The organism is Pseudomonas sp. MF5691, from assembly GCF_016405645.1.
Classification (GTDB): Bacteria; Pseudomonadota; Gammaproteobacteria; order Pseudomonadales; family Pseudomonadaceae; genus Aquipseudomonas; species Aquipseudomonas shahriarae.
On sequence record NZ_JAEKDC010000017.1, the window covers coordinates 32,648 to 49,117 of the forward strand.

Genomic DNA, 16,470 nt, shown 5'->3' on the forward strand with positions numbered 1-16,470 from the left:
TCGCGCCAACGCCCCACGACAGTGTCAGCGCCCCTCCAACACCCTCGACGACGACCCAACTCATGAACAAAATCCTGGCACTGATCTCGGTACTGGCGCTTGCCGGCTGCACCACCACATCTGATATCTATCTGAAAAATGGCGAACAAGGCCTGACCATCGACTGCTCGGGCGAGGCCAACTCTTGGGCCAGTTGCTATGAAAAAGCCGATGCATCCTGCGCAGGCACCGGTTACCGCATCGTCGGTACCGAAGGCACGCCGGCCTTGCAGGACAGCGACAAGACCCTGGGCGTGGACGTGGGCAATTTCAAGGGCCGCAGTGTGGTGGTGGTCTGCAAGTAACCCCGGGCGGTTACATGTGAATCTCGGCGAACTTGATGCCCAGGCTACGAATGGTATCGATCAGGTCATCCAGTTTCGCAAAGGATTCGACCTCGTCCTGGTCATCCACCAGGAAAAAGCTGCGCCCGCCGCTTTTCTTGAAAAATACAATCCACTCCCCCGAATTGGCCGGATTTTGAATCACATGGGTCGCAGAGATGTGACCCTCTGCATGCCGCTCTCTGACGCGTTCACGTTTCATAATTGCTTTCCAGAATGACAATGCCGCTCAAACCCCGGGGTTTGAGCGGCATTTTTTGTGGTCGGCCGATAGTTTAACGGATGCCTTGGCCAATCAGTACGCCATCAACCGTTTGCCCATACAGATTCACGCCATCATTGGCGTGGAACTTGACGCGGGTCTTCTCCACCGAGCCGTCCACCAGGCGCGGATCCTGGGGGCGCTCATGGCGGTTGACGTAGGCCGCCACGTCCCAGGCCTGCTGGTCGCTCAAGCTACCGCCCTTGCCCAGCGGCATGTTGTGCTTGATAAAGGAGGCCGCCGTGTTGATCCGGTGCATACCGGCGCCCCAGTTATAGGAGTCCTTGCCCCACAACGGTGGCATCACGTAACTATCACCGACCTTCTGCCCCTGCCCCTCGCCGCCATGGCACACCGCACACTGTGCCTTGTACACCTCGGCCCCTTGCGCCAGGTTGTAGCCTTTGGCCGGTTGTGGCACATCAGGGTAACCACGCCCAGGCAACTCCACGCCCAGCGGCGCCTTGCTCGCCAGCCAGTAAGCGTAGGTCGACAGCGCGGCAATCTCAGGGCTGTCGGCTGCCGGTGGCGTGCCGCCGTCCATGCTGAACTGGAAGCAACCCTGCAAGCGTTCGGCGAAGGAGTTGACCTTGTCATTCTTTTTTCGATAGGCCGGGTACATCGGGTAAGCCCCCCACAGCGGCGAGGAGTTGGCCAGGCGCCCCTGATCCAGGTGGCAGTTGCTGCAATTGAGACCGTTGCCGACAAACTGCGGCGCCAGGCGCTTGGTGTCGACGAACAACGCATAACCCTGCATCACCAACTTGCCGTAGGCATTGTCGGGCAACTCGCTTGTCTGAGGTGGCTGGAACGCCGTGGTGGCAGGCACCGCAGCCGGCACCTGCAGTTGCGACTGATCTTCCATGGCTATCGGTGCGGCCAACGCCGGCACACTGATCAACGCGACCAGCACGGGTGCAAATGACAGGTTCTTCATGGCTTGACCTCCTGGCCAGGCAAGGAGGCGAAATAACCGGCAATCCCCTGCACTTCGTCATCCGTGAGGGATTTGGCCACATGGCCCATCAGGTCATTGGGATCATTGTGCCGGGTGCCACTGCGCCAGGCATTGAGCTGGGCGGCCAGGTAGGCGGCAGATTGCCCGGACAGCGGCGGGAACGCCTCGCCAACGCCGACACCTGCAGGGCCATGGCAACTGACACACGCAGGAATCTGCCGCTCCCAGGCCCCCTGCAGTGCCAGTTTTTCGGTGGGATTGGTCGGGGCCATGCTGCGATGGCCGGTTTGCACGGCCGGCGCCGGCATCGCCGCCAGCGTCTGGGTCACTGCGGCGATTTCTTCATCGGTAAGCGCCTTGGCCAGCGACGTCATCACCGGGTTGCTGCGCGCACCACTCTGGAAGTCATGCAGTTGTTTGCTCAGGTAAGCCTCCGGCAACCCCGCCAGCCGCGGAAACCCCGCAGCCGCCAGCCCCAGGCCATCGGCGCCATGGCACGCCATGCAAGCCGCCGCGCCAGGCTGCGCGCCACCTTCATTGAACACCTTTTTGCCCTCCAGCGCCTGCGCGCTGCCGAGCATGAGCAGCAGGGCGCCACCCATCAACACTCTCTCCACAGACATCATCACGACTCCATTTTTATAGTTATATGCTTAGACCTACAATGCATAAGCCTACAAATGGTAGGGTAATGGGCTGACAGTCACAACCGCTGGGTAAGAAATTTCAGGCAATAAAAAGCCCGGCACTGCAAGCGCAGGCCAGGCTTCTTGATCGGAGTTGATCGCGTATGAGCGGTGAGGTGGACTCAGCCGGAAATGCAGTCTTCCGCAGCTTTCTTCACATCACCCGGACGAATCGGCACATTGGACATGCTCTCGTAGAGCTTGATGCTGCTACCGCTGGAGCGGTCTTCAATCTCGAAAATGGCCGACGGGTCAGCCGAAAACTTCTGCGGCACAATTACCCGCACACCTTCCTTGAGCGGCTCGATCTGCGACGGGCGACGGGTCGCCGACAGTTTCTGCACCACACACGCCGCGTATTCCTGCGGTTTTTTCCCGGAGATAACCGCCAGGGTTGGCGGTGTCTGCTTGATGTCTGAAACCGAAGCACATCCACCTATTGCCAGGGCCAGAACCAATACACTCCACTTCATACAAAACCTCCGATAAAGACCCTACGACAGCGAAGATGGTATTTTTCTCCCGCCCACGTAGGATTTATCCCTGATATATCGGTAAATAACTGTTTTAAATTGTCGAAGACGCCGACGACGACCCGATAATAAACGTGCTGGGGCTGATAAACTCCATCTTAACCCACGTATCGTTCTGATTTTTCAGAAAAAGCCCTTCTGGAGACACCCCCCATGAAATTCATCCACCAGCGCGAACACTTGAACGAAGGGGACATTGTCGTCATTGAATGCTCGCAGACCTGCAATATCCGCCTGATGAGCGATGCGAATTTCCGCAGCTTCAAAAATGGTGGTCGCCACACGTATCACGGTGGCGCGTTCGACAAATTCCCGGCCAAGATCACCGCGCCAAGCACCGGGTTCTGGAACATCACCCTGGATGTGGTGACACGCCGTGCCATCAGCGTTACCCGCAAGCCGGCCTTGTCCCATAAAATCCGCATTGTTCGCCGCACCAGCACCAAACTCAGCTGATTGCGCTGCCTTACACCACAGGAATGCCCGTGAACCAGACCACCAAATACGTCATCAAGTACAAGCTCAACGGCGAACGCCGTTTTGAATTTGCCCAACTGCAGTCGGCCAGCACCGAAGAAGCCCAGGCGGCCTTGGCGAAAATCCACGATGCCAGTGACGAAATCACTGAGATCACCGTGAGCAAGGCCCTGTAAACCATCACCAGCAGCGGAGTGATTGTGCAACATGGACCCTCATTCCACCGGCGACCTGTTCAGCGACGAGGCCTTGCAGCAACCGGCCCGTCGCGAGCAAATCGGCGAACAATCCTGCGTCCTCAGGGGCTATGCCCTGCCCTGGCTTGAACGTGTCTTGCCCGAGCTGCGTGCCGTCCTGGTCCAGTCCCCGTTCCGGCATATGGTCACCCCCGGTGGTTTTACCATGTCGGCGGCCCTGAGCAGTTGCGGCGCACTGGGCTGGACCACCAGCCCCCAGGGCTATCGCTACAGCTCCCTCGACCCCGAGCGCCAGCAGCCCTGGCCGAGCATGCCGCCCGTGTTGCGCGAACTGGCGATCAACGCGGCCAGCGCAGCGGGCTTCGACGGTTTTGCGCCGGACGCCTGCCTGATCAACCGCTATGTGCCGGGTGCGAGGATGTCCCTGCACCAGGATAAAAACGAGCGCGACTACAGCGCCCCGGTGGTCTCGCTGTCCCTGGGCCTGCCGGCGGTGTTTCTGTTTGGTGGCCATCAACGCAGTGACAAGACGCAGAAGATCTCGCTGTTCCATGGCGACGTGGCGGTCTGGGGCGGCGTTGACCGCCTGCGTTTTCATGGGGTGCTGCCGATCAAGGAAGGCGCGCACCCACGCATGGGGCCACAACGGATCAACCTGACGTTTCGCACGGCCGGCTGACCCCGGTGAATTCAACCGCAAGCAACGGAGTGTGCGGCCCCTCCCCGGTGATTATCCTGGCCACTGATCCATTGCCGAGCTACTGCCATGAGCACTGAAGATGATCTGCGCTGGGCGGCCATTGTTGCCCGTGACGCTACCGCCGACCTGACCTTCGTCTATGGGGTCAAGACCACCGGGGTGTATTGCCGTCCCAGCAGCAGCGCACGCCAGCCGCTGCGCAAGAACGTCGAGTTCTTCGACACCCCGCAGCAAGCCGAAGCCGCCGGGTACCGCCCCAATAAACGCACCTCGGCCGATCAGACCCAGGTCGCGCAACGCCATGCGCACCTGGTCGCCGCCGCTTGCCGCCATATCGAACAGGCCGAGACCCTGCCGGCCCTGGAAGACCTGGCCAACGGCGCCGGCCTGAGCCCCTTCCACTTCCACCGGGTATTCAAGACCCTGACCGGGCTGACGCCACGGGGCTATGCGCGGGCCCATCGTTCACGCAAGGTCAGGGCTCACCTGCAGGACAACCAGTCGGTGACCGACGCGCTGTACGACGCAGGCTTCAACTCCAACAGCCGCTTCTATGCGTCTGCCGACCAGTTGCTCGGCATGACACCCAGCGACTACAAGGCCGGCGGCATCCATAACGATATCCACTTTGCCATCGGCGAGTGCTCCCTGGGGGCGATTCTGGTGGCGCAAAGCAATCGCGGGGTCTGCGCGATCCTCCTGGGCGACGACCCGGACCAACTGGCGCGCGACCTGCAGGACCAATTCCCGCAGGCCAATCTAATCGGCGCCGACCCCGGTTTTGAACAGTTGATCGCCCAGGTGGTGGGTTTTATCGAAGCACCTGCCCTGGGCCTGAACCTGCCCCTGGACCTGCGCGGCACCGCGTTCCAGGAGCGTGTCTGGCAGGCCCTGCGCGACATTCCGTTAGGCAGCACGGCCAGCTATGCCGAGATTGCCCAACGCATCGGCGCGCCCAGCGCCTTTCGCGCCGTGGCCCAGGCGTGCGGCGCCAATCGCCTGGCCGTGGCGATTCCCTGTCACCGCGTGGTACGCAGCGATGGTCATCTTTCGGGCTACCGCTGGGGGGTGGAGCGCAAGCAGCAATTGCTCCAGCGCGAACGCCGCACCGTGCATGAACAGGCGCCTGCGTCCAGTGAATAATACAGACTGGCCTTGCCCTGGCCGCCCCTGTTAAAAATGCCGGGCAGCCCTCCCCGGGCGTTCCACCACTGGAGAAGCGAACCATGAGCACCTGGCCAGATACGCGGATTATTGACCTCTTGGGCATTGACCTGCCGATCATCCAGGCCCCCATGGCCGGCAGCACCAGCCCGCAGATGGTGATTGCCGCAAGCCAGGCCGGCGCCCTCGGCTCAATGCCGGCGGCCACCTTGAGTCTCGAGCAACTGCGCCAGGCGCTGAGCACCATTCGCCAGGCCAGTGCCCGACCGTTGAACGTCAATTTCTTCTGCCATCAGCCACCAGCCCCTGCCCCCGAACGTGACCGCCAGTGGAAGGCGATGCTGGAGCCCTACTACCGTGAACTGGGGGCCGATTTTGACGCACCGACCCCGGTCTCCAACCGCGCTCCGTTCGACACTGCCAGTTGCGAAGTGGTGGAAGAGTTCCGCCCCGAGGTAGTCAGTTTCCACTTCGGCCTGCCGGAAAAAACCCTGCTGGACCGGGTCAAGGCCACCGGGGCAAAAGTGCTGTCATCGGCCACCACCGTCGAAGAAGCGATCTGGCTGGAGCAGCACGGCTGCGATGCAATCATTGCCATGGGCTATGAAGCCGGTGGGCATCGCGGGATGTTTCTCAGCGATCGCCTCACCAGCCAGATTGGCACAATGGCCCTGGTGCCGCAGATCGTCGATGCGGTCAGTGTGCCGGTGATCGCGGCCGGTGGGATTGGCGATGCACGGGGCATGGTTGCCGCGTTCGCCCTCGGCGCCTCGGCGGTGCAGATCGGCACGGCCTATCTGTTCACGCCCGAAGCCACTATCACCCCCGCCCACCATCAGGCATTGCACAGCGCCCAGGCCAGCGAAACGGCCCTGACCAACCTGTTCACCGGGCGCCCGGCGCGGGGGATCGTCAATCGGGTGATGCGCGAACTGGGGCCGATCAACCCAGCGGCGCCGGCGTTTCCATTGGCCGGCGGTGCCTTGATGCCTTTGCGCGCCCTGGATGAAGCCGACTTCAGTAGCCTGTGGGCCGGCCAGGCGCTGCGCCTGGGGCAGGACCTGTCGACCCGCGAGCTGACGCTGAACCTGGCCCGGCAGGCCCTGGCGCAACTTAATAAGCGCTGAGCCCCTGAGACAACTTTGCACTGTACCGACGATGGCGAAGCGCTATATATTCCCATACATAGCGATTACCTATGACAAGCCGCCACGTCGGCACCCCAAGGAGCTGCTGCATGATGATTCGCGCCCCAGGCCTGGCCACCCTGCTTGCCCTCTTCACCCTGGGCTCGGCCCACGCCGATGAAGTCCAGGTAGCCGTCGCCGCCAACTTCACCGCCCCTATACAGGCCATCGCCGCCGACTTCAAACAAGACACCGGGCACACCCTGGTCGCCGCCTACGGGGCTACCGGGCAGTTCTACGCCCAGATCAAGAACGGCGCGCCGTTTGAAGTATTCCTCAGTGCCGACGACAGCACCCCGCAAAAGCTCGAGAGCGAAGGCGACACCGTCAAGGGCTCGCGCTTCACCTATGCCGTCGGCACCCTGGCGCTGTGGTCGGCCAAGGAAGGTTATGTGGATGCCAAGGGCGATGTGCTGCAGAAAAACCAATACCAGCACCTGTCCATCGCCAACCCGAAAGCCGCCCCCTACGGCCTCGCAGCCACCCAGGTGCTGGCCAAGCTGGGCCTGACCGACCAGGTCAAGAGCAAGCTGGTCGAAGGCCAGAACATCACCCAGGCCTATCAGTTTGTGTCCACCGGCAATGCCGAGTTGGGCTTTGTCGCCTTGTCGCAGATCTATAAAGACGGCAAAGTCAGCAGCGGCTCGGCGTGGATCGTTCCTGGCCAGATGCATGACCCGATCAAACAGGACGCGGTGATCCTCAATAAAGGCAAGGACAACCCGGCCGCCAAGGCGCTGGTTGACTACCTCAAGGGGCCAAAAGCTGCCGCGATTATCAAATCCTACGGTTATCAACTGTAAATGCCCCTATCGAGTGCCGATTTTTCTGCGATCTGGTTGACCCTGAAACTGGCGTCGCTGACCACCGTGATTCTGCTGGTCATCGGCACTCCGATTGCCCTGTGGCTATCGCGCACCCGCTCCTGGTGGCGCGGCCCCATCGGCGCGATCGTGGCACTGCCGCTGGTGCTGCCGCCCACGGTGATTGGCTTCTACCTGCTGCTGACCATGGGCCCCCATGGCTACCTCGGGCAGTTCACCCAATGGCTGGGCCTGGGCACCCTGACCTTCAGCTTCGCCGGCCTGGTGATTGGCTCGGTGATCTATTCCATGCCGTTTGTGGTGCAACCGTTGCAGAACGCGTTCTCGGCCATCGGCAGTCGCCCCCTGGAAGTCGCCGCCACCTTGCGGGCCAACCCCTGGGATACCTTTTTCACGGTGATCCTGCCCCTGGCCCGGCCCGGTTTTATCACCGCGTCGATCCTCGGTTTTGCCCATACCGTGGGTGAGTTTGGCGTGGTGCTGATGATCGGCGGCAATATTCCCGACAAGACCCGGGTGGTCTCGGTGCAGATCTACGATCACGTCGAAGCCATGGAATACGCCCAAGCCCACTGGCTGGCCGGGGCCATGGTGGTGTTTTCTTTCCTGGTGTTGCTGGCGCTCTACTCCAGCCGTAAAACCAAAGCGGGCTGGAGCTGATGTCGATGATCGAGGTGCGCCTGCAACTGCAGTATTCCGGCTTTGCCCTGGACGTGGACCTGAGGCTGCCGGGGCGTGGCGTCACCGCGCTCTACGGGCACTCCGGCTCGGGCAAGACCACCTGCCTGCGCTGCATTGCCGGGTTGGAGCGGGCCGGTGATGGGTTTGTGCAAATCAACGAGCAGGTCTGGCAAGACAGCCGTAACGGGGTGTTTGTACCGCCGCACAAACGTGCCCTCGGTTATGTATTCCAGGAGGCCAGCCTGTTTCCCCACCTGTCGGTGCTGGCCAACCTGGAGTTCGGCCTCAAGCGTATACCCAAGGCCCAGCGCCGCGTGGACATGATCCAGGCCACGCAACTGCTGGGCATTGGCCACCTGCTGGATCGCCATCCCGAGCATTTGTCCGGCGGTGAGCGCCAGCGCGTCGGCATCGCCCGTGCCCTGCTCACCAGCCCGCAATTGCTGCTGATGGACGAACCCCTGGCTGCCCTCGACAGCCAGCGCAAAGGCGAGATCCTGCCCTATCTGGAGCGCCTGCACGACCAACTGGAAATCCCGGTGCTGTACGTCAGCCATGCCCAGGATGAGGTGGCGCGCCTGGCCGATCACATTGTCCTGCTCAGCGAGGGCAAGGCCCTGGCCAGCGGCCCGATTGGCGAAACCCTGGCGCGGCTCGACCTGCCGCTGGCCCTGGGCGACGATGCCGGCGTGGTGATCAACGGCACGGTCAGCAGCCACGACGCCCACTACCAGTTGCTGACCCTGCAATTGCCCGACAGCCCATTGCAAATGCGCGTGGCCCATACACCGCTGGCGCCGGGCAAACACTTGCGGTTCAAGGTCCGCGCCCGGGATGTCAGCCTCAGCCTGCAACCCGGGGAGCACAGCAGTATTCTCAACTGCTTGCCCGTGACCGTGATCCAGGAGATCCCTGCCGATAACAGTGCCCATGTGCTGGTGCGGCTGGATGCTGCGGGCACGCCGTTACTGGCGCGGATCACCCGTTACTCGCGGGACCAGTTGCACGTGCATCCAGGGCAGGCACTGTGGGCACAGATCAAGGCGGTCGCGGTACTGGCTTGAACGGACGGCGCAACGCTGCGGTCAATCAGCCATACCGGCCTGATTTATTGCCAAGGACTTTGCCCCATGCCCGACTCCACCGTGCCTGCCGACCTGCCCCGTGACCTGCACTACGTTGATGACAGCCAACCGGGCCTGAGCCGCCGCAAACTGCGGGGCAAGTTCCAGTATTTCGACAGCCACGGCCAACGCCTGACCGACGCCGACGAAATCCAGCGGATCAACGCCCTCGCCATCCCGCCGGCCTATAACGACGTGTGGATCTGCGCCGACCCCAAGGGCCATCTGCAGGCCACCGGGCGCGATGCGCGCGGCCGCAAGCAATACCGTTATCACCCACGCTGGCGCGAGGTGCGCGACAGTGACAAGTATTCGCGCCTGCAGCAGTTCGGCAATGCGCTACCCAAATTGCGCAAGCAACTGCAAGCGCAAGTCGACGCACCGGGCTTCAATCGGGAGAAGGTCCTGGCCACCGTGGTGTTATTGCTCGATGCCACGCTGATCCGCGTCGGCAACAGCCAATACGCCCGCGATAACCGCTCCTATGGCCTGACCACCCTGCGCACCCGCCACGTGGATATCAAGGGCAGCGAAATCCAGTTCCAGTTCCGTGGCAAGAGCGGTGTCGAGCATCAGGTCAGCATCAAGGACCGGCGCCTGGCCACCGTGCTCAAGCGCTGCCTGGAGTTGCCGGGGCAGAACCTGTTCCAGTACCTGGACGAAAACGGCGAGCGGCGTACCGTCAGCTCCACCGACGTCAACGCCTACCTGCACAGCCTCACCGGCGCCGACTTTACCGCCAAGGACTATCGCACCTGGGCCGGCAGCGCCCTGGCCCTGGCGGTGTTGCGGGAGCTGGCGTGGCAGCCGGAGTCGGATGCCAAAAGGCACGTGGTGGAGATGGTCAAGAACGTCGCCCGGCAACTGGGCAACACCCCGGCGGTGTGCCGCAAGTGCTACATCCACCCGGCGGTGCTGGAGCACTTCAGCCAGGGCGGGCTGGCGAAACTGCCCAGGCCCAGGGTGCGCAAGGGCTTGAAAGCCGAAGAGGTGGGGCTGGCGATGTTTCTTGAGCAACTGCAGACGGCGGCATCACCGATGTAGGAAAAATGACGCAACTGCGCTAGGCTACCGGTCCTTTCCGACCGCAGGACGACCGCCGACGTGAACAACTAAGCCTTCCAACATGTAAACGCAACGAGCCGCCTGGCGCGCTTGTTGGCTTGTGCCACATTGTTCTGGAGGTGCTGATGACTGACGTCAACCGGCTGCCTGTACTTGTTTCCTTGCATCACGTGGGTTTTCAGTTCGCCAATGGCGAGATTCTGCTGGAAGACCTCAACCTGTCTATTGATTACACCCCTACCGGGATTGTCGGCCGTAATGGCATGGGCAAGAGCGTATTGGCGCGCCTGCTGGCCGGCGTGCTTGCTCCGTCCTGTGGCGTGATCAAATCGTCGGCCCGTATCGCCTATGTCCCACAAACCATTGAGCTGTTACCGGGGCAGACCGTGGCCCAGGCCAGCGGTTGCGCACAAACCCTGGCCGCCCTTGAACGCCTGGCCAGGGGTCAAGCGCAGGCTGACGACCTGGAACTGATTGATGATCGCTGGGACCTGGCCGAACGCCTGCGCCAGGCACTGGACGCCGCTGGCCTGGCCGAGATCAGCCCCGACCAGCCCGCCGAACAGCTCAGTGGCGGCCAACTGGCCAGAGTCGCGCTGATAGGTGCTTTACTTCGCGCCCCGCAATTGCTGATTCTCGACGAGCCCACCAACCACCTCGACAGCGCCGGTCGCGACTGGCTGCTGGCGACTCTCAACGCCTGGCGCGGCGCCCTGGTGGTGGTCAGTCATGACCGGCGCCTGCTCAACACCCTGGGGCGAATCATCGAGCTGTCGCCCCTCGGGGCCCGGCTCTACGGCGGCAACTACGACGACTACCGGGCGCAGCGCGATGCCCAGCAGCACGCCGCCCAGGCCGCCCTAGAACATGCCCGGCTGGATCGGCGCCGCGAGCGCCAGCGCCTGAAAAAAGACCTCGACAGCTTCCAGCGCCACGCCGCGAGCGCCCGTAAACATGCCGAGACCGCCAACGTCGATGCCTTCACCAAATCCCGCTGGAAAGGCGCCGCCAACGAAATCGTCAGCAACGTGCGCAGCGCCCACGTGCAACACAAACAGGTGTTGAACGAACGCGTGCGCTCGGCCCACGAACGGGTGGTGGACGAAACACCGACCTTCCTCGCCTTGCCCGGCACCCTCCTGCCTGCTGGCCGCCAGGTGCTAACCCTGACCGACTGCCAACTGCCCTGGCTCGCTCCCCACGCGCCGAGCACCTTTATCAACGCAAGCCTGTGTGGGCCGATACGGGTCGCAGTCCACGGTCCCAATGGTTGCGGCAAGTCCACCCTGCTCAAGCTGCTGGCCGGCCAATGGCAACCGGTCAGCGGCGCCTGCACGGTGCACGTACCCTGTGCCTATCTCGATCAACAGTTGACGCTGCTCGATGACCGGCAGTCGATCGTCGAACAACTCAAACTGATGGACACGCCCCTGGCCGAAGCCGAGCTGCGCACCCGCCTGGCCCTGTTGCAACTGGACGCATTGCGCGTAACCCAACCCATCGGCCAGCTCAGTGGCGGCGAGCGGTTGAAGGCCGCCATGGCGATTGCCTTATGGCGCAAGACCCCGGCGCAATTGCTGCTGCTGGACGAGCCCACCAACCATTTGGACCTGGAGTCGGTAATGGCCTTCGAACAGGCTTTGCAAGGGTTTAGCGGCGCGCTGATTGCGGTCTCCCATGACGCGGCATTTCTGCAGGCACTCAAGCCGACTCACGTCCTGACCTGGGACGCCATGGGCTGGCGCTTGGAGGTGAACTGAAGATGTTCCAAGTCATTGCAGTTCAGAGGAAAGCGTCCTACGGTAGTGGCCGGATAATCTCATTGAGGAACCTCCCGCCGTGCTGCCCTCCTCCCCGAAACCCTTGGTCAATACCGTCCTGCAGCATCAGCACAAATGGCGCGGGCGCATTGGCCTGACGCTGGTAGCCAGCCTCTCGGTACTGGCCGGCATGACTGACGCCATTGGCTTTATGGCCAGTGGCGATTTTGTCTCGTTCATGAGCGGCAACACCACGCGGCTGGCGGTGGCGATCAGTGAAGGCGACCTGGGGCTGACCGGACGTCTGACGCTGCTGGTGGCGACGTTTATTCTGGGGAACGCCCTGGGTGTGATCATCAGTCGGATCAGCAAGCGCCACGCGTTGCCGCTGTTGCTATGTATTGCCACGCTATTGTGCGGGGCAGCAGCGTGGCCGCTGGCCGAACAATTGCCTGCCGTGCTGGCCGCGATCATTGCCATGGGCATGCTCAATGCGGCGGTGGAACAGGTCAATGGCCTGCCCGTGGGGCTGACTTACGTGACCGGCGCGTTGTCGCGGTTCGGTCGGGGGCTGGGGCGCTGGATGCTGGGGGAGCGTCGCGATGGCTGGCGCGTACAGTTGATTCCCTGGGCCGGGATGTTTGTCGGCGCGGTGATCGGCGCTTTGCTGGAGCATCAGATGGGCATTCGCGCCCTGCTGGTCAGCGGCCTGCTGTCGGCGCTACTGGGTCTGCTGTCGCTGAAGATCCCACGGCGTTGGCACTTGGGTTATATGCCACGCTGAAAAGGTGCCCGCCCAACACAAGGCCTCGACGTCCATGTACTGGTAAAGAGCCATGATGTTGGGCGAGCGCGAGAATATTAAGGCAAAGCCGGCGGTGTGTCCGCCGGGCATTTCTGAAGAAATCTAAGGAAACAAACTACAGACAGGTCGCCAAGGCCGCCAGGCGACGCTTGGCAGCGAAATTATCTTCGGCTGCGTAGTAACTGACGGTGGTGCTGGCGCCGGCACTGCGCACATCGACAAAGTAGTCACCGCCCGTGGTGTAGACCGTATGACCACCGCCTTGCGCCGGCTCCATAAAGCCCCCGGCATCAACGCCGAACACCGCTTCGTCCTGCCAACCGAACTGGATGCACTGGGCAACGACCAGCGCGGCCTTGTCAGAGGCCAGGGTTTTATAGGGCGCGCCTGCGCGTGCGTCTTTCATCTTCGAACCTGCGCAACCGGCCAGCGCCGCCAGGACCAACGCACCTATCACCACCTTCCGCATGCCATCGCTTCCTTGAAAAAAACGCGACTGTACCACTGCCTACAACAACCAGCGAAACAGATAGAACAGCGCCATGCTTGATAGCACCGTGGTCAAGACGCTGCGCGTCCAGAACATCAAGGCCACCGCGCAGATACCGGCCAGCAGGTAGGGGTTGGTGGGGCTCAGGTTGAGCTTGTGCTCGGCCAGGAAAATGATCGGCCCGCAGATCGCCGTCAACATGCCGGGCACCGCAAAACCGAGAAACTCCCGGGCGCCGCGATTCAGGCGAACCGGCAAGCGCGGCTCAAGAAACAGATAACGGTTGAAAAACACCGCCAGGCCCATGCCGATAATCATCACAAAAATCATCGCTACCCCACTCCCAAGCGCTTGCAGGCATAGCCTGCACTCATGCCCAACAACCCCGAGACCACCACCGCCCACTCCCAGTGCCAGTAGCTGAGCAGTACCGAAAACAGCAGGGCCACCGCCACACACACCACCGTCGGCACATCACGCACCACCGGGGTGATCAAGGCGATAAAGGTCGCGGCGATGGAGAACTCCAGGCCCAGTTGATCGAGGTTGGGGATGCTCTTGCCGAGCACGATGCCGGCCAGGGTGAACAGGTTCCAGGCCACGTAGAACGTCAGGCCCACGCCCAGGGCATACCAGCGGTTGAAGGTCTGGCGGTCGTATTGGCTGACCAGGGCAAAGAACTCGTCGGTCAGCAAAAAGCCCAGGCTCATGCGCCACCGCGCCGGCAAAGGCGACAGGGTGCTGCGCATATGCATGCCATACAGCAGATGCTGAGAGGTCAGCAGCAAGGTGGTGAGCAAAATGGCGATCAGGCTCGCGCCGCTCTTGACCATGCCAATCGCCACCAACTGCGCCGCACCGGCAAACACAATGGCCGACAGACCCTGGCTTTCCAGCGGGGTGAACTGGGCGTCAATCGCCAGGGAACCGGCCAACAGGCCCCATGGGGCACAGGCCAGCGACAGGGGAATAACCGCAATCGCGCCACGGGCGAAAGCGTAATGCGGTAAGGCAGTAGGCATGGACAACAGGCTCATCGGCAAACAGCCCGTAAGCATGCCTGCCAGCGCAGCGATTGTCTTGAATGATCTTGCGCGCGGCTAAGCCGCCGATTCAGGCCAGCTTGACCGACACCCGCTCCACCGCATCCCTGGCCTCACGCAGTTCGTGGGCATCCTGGTTGAGCCGGTGGATGGTGTTGAGCAGGCGCTGGCGCAGCACTTCATCGCTGAGTTTTTCGACAGCGCGCATCAAATCGAAGGCCGCGGTTTCGTTGTTGTCCGCGACGGAATCGAGGGTCTTGCGCAGGTTGCGAGTGGCACGGGTCACACGGTTACTTCCTTTTTCATCAATGGCGGGCACTTTAGGACAGTTGTGTTTCATTTTAATTTCAGTCACTTGCCGGCAATCCCCAGACCCTTGACCTGGATCAACGGGATATTCGTTGCACACTACATATGGATATCCGTATATTCGCATCCTCATATGTTTAGTGGCGCCGATCATGAGCGATCCGTTCTCCCCCCCAGACGTTTTTAAATGCCTGGCCGATGCGACACGCATCAGGCTGATCTTGTTGATCCTGCGCGAAGGCGAGCTGTGCGTCTGCGAGCTGATCCATGCCCTGGATGACAGCCAGCCAAAAATTTCCCGTCACCTGGCACAACTGCGCAGTTGCGCGCTGCTGGTAGACCGTCGCCAGGGCCAGTGGATTTACTACCGCCTAAATCCCCAGTTGCCGCAATGGGTGAGCACGGTGCTGGAGACCACCTTGCAAGCCAATCAAGCCTGGCTGCAAAGCGACGCACAGCGCCTGGCGGCAATGGGTGACCGACCGCAACGCGCCAGCACCTGCTGCTGACCCCTGGAGAACACTTTTATGCTGATCGCCTTCGCGATATTTCTCGTCACCATTGTCTTGGTCATCTGGCAACCCAAAGGCCTGGGGGTTGGCTGGAGCGCATCCATAGGCGCGATCCTGGCCCTGGCTTGCGGCGTCATCAGCCTGGCGGATATCCCCGTGGTGTGGCAGATCATCTGGAATGCCACCGGCACCTTCGTCGCCCTGATCATCATCAGCCTGATCCTCGACGAGGCCGGCTTCTTCGCCTGGGCCGCGCTGCATGTCGCGCGCTGGGGGCGCGGCCGTGGCCGCCGGCTGTTCGCCTATATGGTGCTGCTGGGGGCGCTGGTCTCGGCACTGTTCGCCAATGACGGTGCGGCCCTGATCCTGACGCCGATTGTCATGTCGATGCTTCTGGCCCTGCGCTTCTCACCCGCCGCCACCCTGGCCTTCGTGATGGGTGCAGGGTTTATCGCCGACACCGCCAGCCTGCCGCTGGTGGTCTCCAACCTGGTGAATATCGTCTCGGCGGACTACTTCAACATCGGCTTCAACCAGTACGCGGCAGTGATGGTGCCAGTCAACCTGGTCAGCGTCGCCGCTACCCTGGCCGTGCTGCTGTGGTTCTTCCGTCGTGACATCCCGCACAGTTATGACCCCGCCGACCTGCCTGAACCGGCCAGTGCCATTCATGACCCGGCAACTTTCCACGCGGCCTGGTGGGTGCTGGGCATCCTGCTGGTCGGCTGCTTTGCCCTCGAACCCCTGGGTATTCCCATCAGCGCCATCTCGGCCGCCTGCGCCCTGCTCCTGCTGGTGATCGCCGCCAAAGGCCACAAGATTTCCACACGCAAGGTGCTCAAGGAAGCGCCCTGGCAGATCGTGATTTTCTCCCTGGGCATGTACCTGGTGGTCTACGGCCTGCGTAACGCCGGACTGACCACTTACCTCGCCACCTGGCTCAACACCTTCGCCGATTACGGCGTGTGGGGCGCGGCCCTGGGCACCGGGTTGCTGACGGCGCTGCTGTCTTCGGTGATGAACAACCTGCCGACGGTGCTGATCGGCGCGCTGTCCATCGAGGCCAGCCATGCCGTGGGCGTGGTCAAGGAGGCGATGATCTACGCCAACGTGATCGGCAGCGACCTGGGCCCGAAAATCACCCCTATCGGCAGCCTGGCGACGTTGCTCTGGCTGCATATCCTGGCGCGCAAGGGCATCCGTATTACGTGGGGGTACTACTTCAAGGTCGGCATCGTCCTGACCTTGCCGGTGCTATTGCTTACCCTGGCGGCGCTGGCCCTGCGCCTGAGTGTTTAACGGAGAATTGT

General features: G+C 62.1%; 22 protein-coding genes. 14 read left to right on the forward strand and 8 right to left on the reverse strand.

What is annotated here, in order from left to right; all coding sequences use genetic code 11:
* Positions 1–62 precede the first annotated feature (62 nt).
* On the forward strand, positions 63–344 hold the full coding sequence (locus tag JFT44_RS21240) for a hypothetical protein (RefSeq protein ID WP_057440049.1): 282 nt from the start codon (positions 63–65) through the stop codon (positions 342–344).
* Positions 345–354: 10 nt separating this feature from the next.
* On the opposite strand, the gene JFT44_RS21245 is transcribed toward JFT44_RS21240, so the two are convergent.
* The 4 genes from JFT44_RS21245 to JFT44_RS21260 all read right to left on the reverse strand — a co-directional run bounded on the left by JFT44_RS21245 (position 355) and on the right by JFT44_RS21260 (position 2,762).
* On the reverse strand, positions 355–585 hold the full coding sequence (locus JFT44_RS21245) for a hypothetical protein (RefSeq protein WP_057440048.1): 231 nt from the start codon (positions 583–585) through the stop codon (positions 355–357).
* A 73-nt stretch (positions 586–658) separates the two neighbouring features.
* Entirely contained in the window at positions 659–1,582 is a 924-nt protein-coding gene (locus JFT44_RS21250) for a c-type cytochrome (RefSeq protein ID WP_057959602.1), read from the reverse strand.
* Entirely contained in the window at positions 1,579–2,229 is a 651-nt protein-coding gene (locus JFT44_RS21255; RefSeq protein ID WP_057959601.1) for a cytochrome c, read from the reverse strand. Before JFT44_RS21255 ends, JFT44_RS21250 begins: the two co-directional genes overlap by 4 nt.
* A 182-nt stretch (positions 2,230–2,411) precedes the next feature.
* Complete coding sequence (locus JFT44_RS21260; RefSeq protein ID WP_057440046.1) at positions 2,412–2,762, reverse strand: hypothetical protein; 351 nt, start codon at positions 2,760–2,762, stop codon at positions 2,412–2,414.
* A gap of 213 nt (positions 2,763–2,975) precedes the next feature.
* On the opposite strand from JFT44_RS21260, the gene JFT44_RS21265 reads away from it, so the two are divergent.
* From JFT44_RS21265 to JFT44_RS21315, 11 genes are all read left to right on the forward strand, one after another.
* The gene (locus tag JFT44_RS21265) at positions 2,976–3,278 is read left to right on the forward strand and encodes a DUF1883 domain-containing protein (RefSeq protein WP_003173824.1); all 303 of its coding nucleotides are present in this window, start codon (positions 2,976–2,978) and stop codon (positions 3,276–3,278) included.
* 29 nt (positions 3,279–3,307) lie between these two features.
* Positions 3,308–3,475 carry a hypothetical protein gene (locus JFT44_RS21270; RefSeq protein WP_162947682.1) on the forward strand — a complete coding sequence of 56 codons (168 nt, stop codon included), beginning with the start codon at positions 3,308–3,310 and terminating at the stop codon, positions 3,473–3,475.
* Between the two features lie 31 nt (positions 3,476–3,506).
* Entirely contained in the window at positions 3,507–4,175 is a 669-nt protein-coding gene (gene alkB / locus JFT44_RS21275; protein ID WP_120732882.1) for a DNA oxidative demethylase AlkB, read from the forward strand.
* Between the two features lie 87 nt (positions 4,176–4,262).
* Positions 4,263–5,339: a bifunctional DNA-binding transcriptional regulator/O6-methylguanine-DNA methyltransferase Ada gene (gene ada, locus JFT44_RS21280; RefSeq protein WP_057959599.1), complete on the forward strand. Its 1,077-nt coding sequence runs from the start codon at positions 4,263–4,265 to the stop codon at positions 5,337–5,339.
* Positions 5,340–5,422: 83 nt separating this feature from the next.
* The gene (locus tag JFT44_RS21285) at positions 5,423–6,487 is read left to right on the forward strand and encodes a nitronate monooxygenase family protein (RefSeq protein ID WP_120732880.1); all 1,065 of its coding nucleotides are present in this window, start codon (positions 5,423–5,425) and stop codon (positions 6,485–6,487) included.
* Between the two features lie 110 nt (positions 6,488–6,597).
* Positions 6,598–7,350 carry a molybdate ABC transporter substrate-binding protein gene (gene modA, locus JFT44_RS21290; RefSeq protein WP_169990248.1) on the forward strand — a complete coding sequence of 251 codons (753 nt, stop codon included), beginning with the start codon at positions 6,598–6,600 and terminating at the stop codon, positions 7,348–7,350.
* Positions 7,351–8,031, forward strand: a complete 681-nt coding sequence (modB, locus tag JFT44_RS21295) for a molybdate ABC transporter permease subunit (protein ID WP_057440041.1) — start codon at positions 7,351–7,353, stop codon at positions 8,029–8,031. It begins immediately after the preceding gene.
* 5 nt (positions 8,032–8,036) lie between these two features.
* Positions 8,037–9,116, forward strand: a complete 1,080-nt coding sequence (gene modC / locus JFT44_RS21300) for a molybdenum ABC transporter ATP-binding protein (RefSeq protein ID WP_120734425.1) — start codon at positions 8,037–8,039, stop codon at positions 9,114–9,116.
* A 66-nt stretch (positions 9,117–9,182) separates the two neighbouring features.
* Positions 9,183–10,220 (forward strand): DNA topoisomerase IB, encoded by a 1,038-nt coding sequence (locus JFT44_RS21305; RefSeq protein ID WP_198817433.1) that lies wholly within the window; start codon positions 9,183–9,185, stop codon positions 10,218–10,220.
* Between the two features lie 146 nt (positions 10,221–10,366).
* A complete protein-coding gene (locus JFT44_RS21310; protein ID WP_198817434.1) occupies positions 10,367–12,001 on the forward strand; it encodes an ABC-F family ATP-binding cassette domain-containing protein in 1,635 nt (544 codons plus the stop codon).
* A 79-nt stretch (positions 12,002–12,080) separates the two neighbouring features.
* The gene (locus JFT44_RS21315; protein WP_057959594.1) at positions 12,081–12,785 is read left to right on the forward strand and encodes a YoaK family protein; all 705 of its coding nucleotides are present in this window, start codon (positions 12,081–12,083) and stop codon (positions 12,783–12,785) included.
* 136 nt (positions 12,786–12,921) lie between these two features.
* On the opposite strand, the gene JFT44_RS21320 is transcribed toward JFT44_RS21315, so the two are convergent.
* The 4 genes from JFT44_RS21320 to JFT44_RS21335 all read right to left on the reverse strand — a co-directional run bounded on the left by JFT44_RS21320 (position 12,922) and on the right by JFT44_RS21335 (position 14,625).
* Positions 12,922–13,275 carry a hypothetical protein gene (locus JFT44_RS21320; RefSeq protein WP_057440037.1) on the reverse strand — a complete coding sequence of 118 codons (354 nt, stop codon included), beginning with the start codon at positions 13,273–13,275 and terminating at the stop codon, positions 12,922–12,924.
* Between the two features lie 39 nt (positions 13,276–13,314).
* Positions 13,315–13,626 carry an AzlD domain-containing protein gene (locus JFT44_RS21325; protein WP_057440036.1) on the reverse strand — a complete coding sequence of 104 codons (312 nt, stop codon included), beginning with the start codon at positions 13,624–13,626 and terminating at the stop codon, positions 13,315–13,317.
* Between the two features lie 2 nt (positions 13,627–13,628).
* On the reverse strand, positions 13,629–14,318 hold the full coding sequence (locus JFT44_RS21330; RefSeq protein WP_198831109.1) for an AzlC family ABC transporter permease: 690 nt from the start codon (positions 14,316–14,318) through the stop codon (positions 13,629–13,631).
* A gap of 91 nt (positions 14,319–14,409) precedes the next feature.
* Positions 14,410–14,625: a hypothetical protein gene (locus JFT44_RS21335; protein ID WP_003212603.1), complete on the reverse strand. Its 216-nt coding sequence runs from the start codon at positions 14,623–14,625 to the stop codon at positions 14,410–14,412.
* A 175-nt stretch (positions 14,626–14,800) separates the two neighbouring features.
* Here JFT44_RS21335 and JFT44_RS21340 point away from each other — a divergent pair, with 175 nt between their 5' ends.
* Both JFT44_RS21340 and JFT44_RS21345 read left to right on the forward strand, forming a co-directional pair.
* Entirely contained in the window at positions 14,801–15,157 is a 357-nt protein-coding gene (locus JFT44_RS21340) for a metalloregulator ArsR/SmtB family transcription factor (RefSeq protein WP_057444819.1), read from the forward strand.
* 18 nt (positions 15,158–15,175) lie between these two features.
* A complete protein-coding gene (locus JFT44_RS21345; RefSeq protein WP_057440035.1) occupies positions 15,176–16,459 on the forward strand; it encodes an arsenic transporter in 1,284 nt (427 codons plus the stop codon).
* The last annotated feature ends 11 nt before the right edge of the window (positions 16,460–16,470 follow it).

Bases quoted from the DNA above. Each gene is read 5' to 3' on its own strand.
- JFT44_RS21320 (WP_057440037.1), bottom strand. From the start codon at position 13,275: ATGCGGAAGGTGGTGATAGGTGCGTTGGTCCTGGCGGCGCTGGCCGGT.
- JFT44_RS21330 (WP_198831109.1), bottom strand. From the start codon at position 14,318: ATGCCTACTGCCTTACCGCATTACGCTTTCGCCCGTGGCGCGATTGCG.
- ada (WP_057959599.1), top strand. From the start codon at position 4,263: ATGAGCACTGAAGATGATCTGCGCTGGGCGGCCATTGTTGCCCGTGAC.
- JFT44_RS21265 (WP_003173824.1), top strand. From the start codon at position 2,976: ATGAAATTCATCCACCAGCGCGAACACTTGAACGAAGGGGACATTGTC.
- JFT44_RS21250 (WP_057959602.1), bottom strand. From the start codon at position 1,582: ATGAAGAACCTGTCATTTGCACCCGTGCTGGTCGCGTTGATCAGTGTG.
- alkB (WP_120732882.1), top strand. From the start codon at position 3,507: ATGGACCCTCATTCCACCGGCGACCTGTTCAGCGACGAGGCCTTGCAG.
- JFT44_RS21345 (WP_057440035.1), top strand. From the start codon at position 15,176: ATGCTGATCGCCTTCGCGATATTTCTCGTCACCATTGTCTTGGTCATC.
- modC (WP_120734425.1), top strand. From the start codon at position 8,037: ATGATCGAGGTGCGCCTGCAACTGCAGTATTCCGGCTTTGCCCTGGAC.
- JFT44_RS21255 (WP_057959601.1), bottom strand. From the start codon at position 2,229: ATGATGTCTGTGGAGAGAGTGTTGATGGGTGGCGCCCTGCTGCTCATG.
- JFT44_RS21285 (WP_120732880.1), top strand. From the start codon at position 5,423: ATGAGCACCTGGCCAGATACGCGGATTATTGACCTCTTGGGCATTGAC.
- JFT44_RS21240 (WP_057440049.1), top strand. From the start codon at position 63: ATGAACAAAATCCTGGCACTGATCTCGGTACTGGCGCTTGCCGGCTGC.
- modB (WP_057440041.1), top strand. From the start codon at position 7,351: ATGCCCCTATCGAGTGCCGATTTTTCTGCGATCTGGTTGACCCTGAAA.
- JFT44_RS21340 (WP_057444819.1), top strand. From the start codon at position 14,801: ATGAGCGATCCGTTCTCCCCCCCAGACGTTTTTAAATGCCTGGCCGAT.
- JFT44_RS21325 (WP_057440036.1), bottom strand. From the start codon at position 13,626: ATGATTTTTGTGATGATTATCGGCATGGGCCTGGCGGTGTTTTTCAAC.
- JFT44_RS21305 (WP_198817433.1), top strand. From the start codon at position 9,183: ATGCCCGACTCCACCGTGCCTGCCGACCTGCCCCGTGACCTGCACTAC.
- JFT44_RS21260 (WP_057440046.1), bottom strand. From the start codon at position 2,762: ATGAAGTGGAGTGTATTGGTTCTGGCCCTGGCAATAGGTGGATGTGCT.
- JFT44_RS21245 (WP_057440048.1), bottom strand. From the start codon at position 585: ATGAAACGTGAACGCGTCAGAGAGCGGCATGCAGAGGGTCACATCTCT.
- JFT44_RS21310 (WP_198817434.1), top strand. From the start codon at position 10,367: ATGACTGACGTCAACCGGCTGCCTGTACTTGTTTCCTTGCATCACGTG.
- modA (WP_169990248.1), top strand. From the start codon at position 6,598: ATGATGATTCGCGCCCCAGGCCTGGCCACCCTGCTTGCCCTCTTCACC.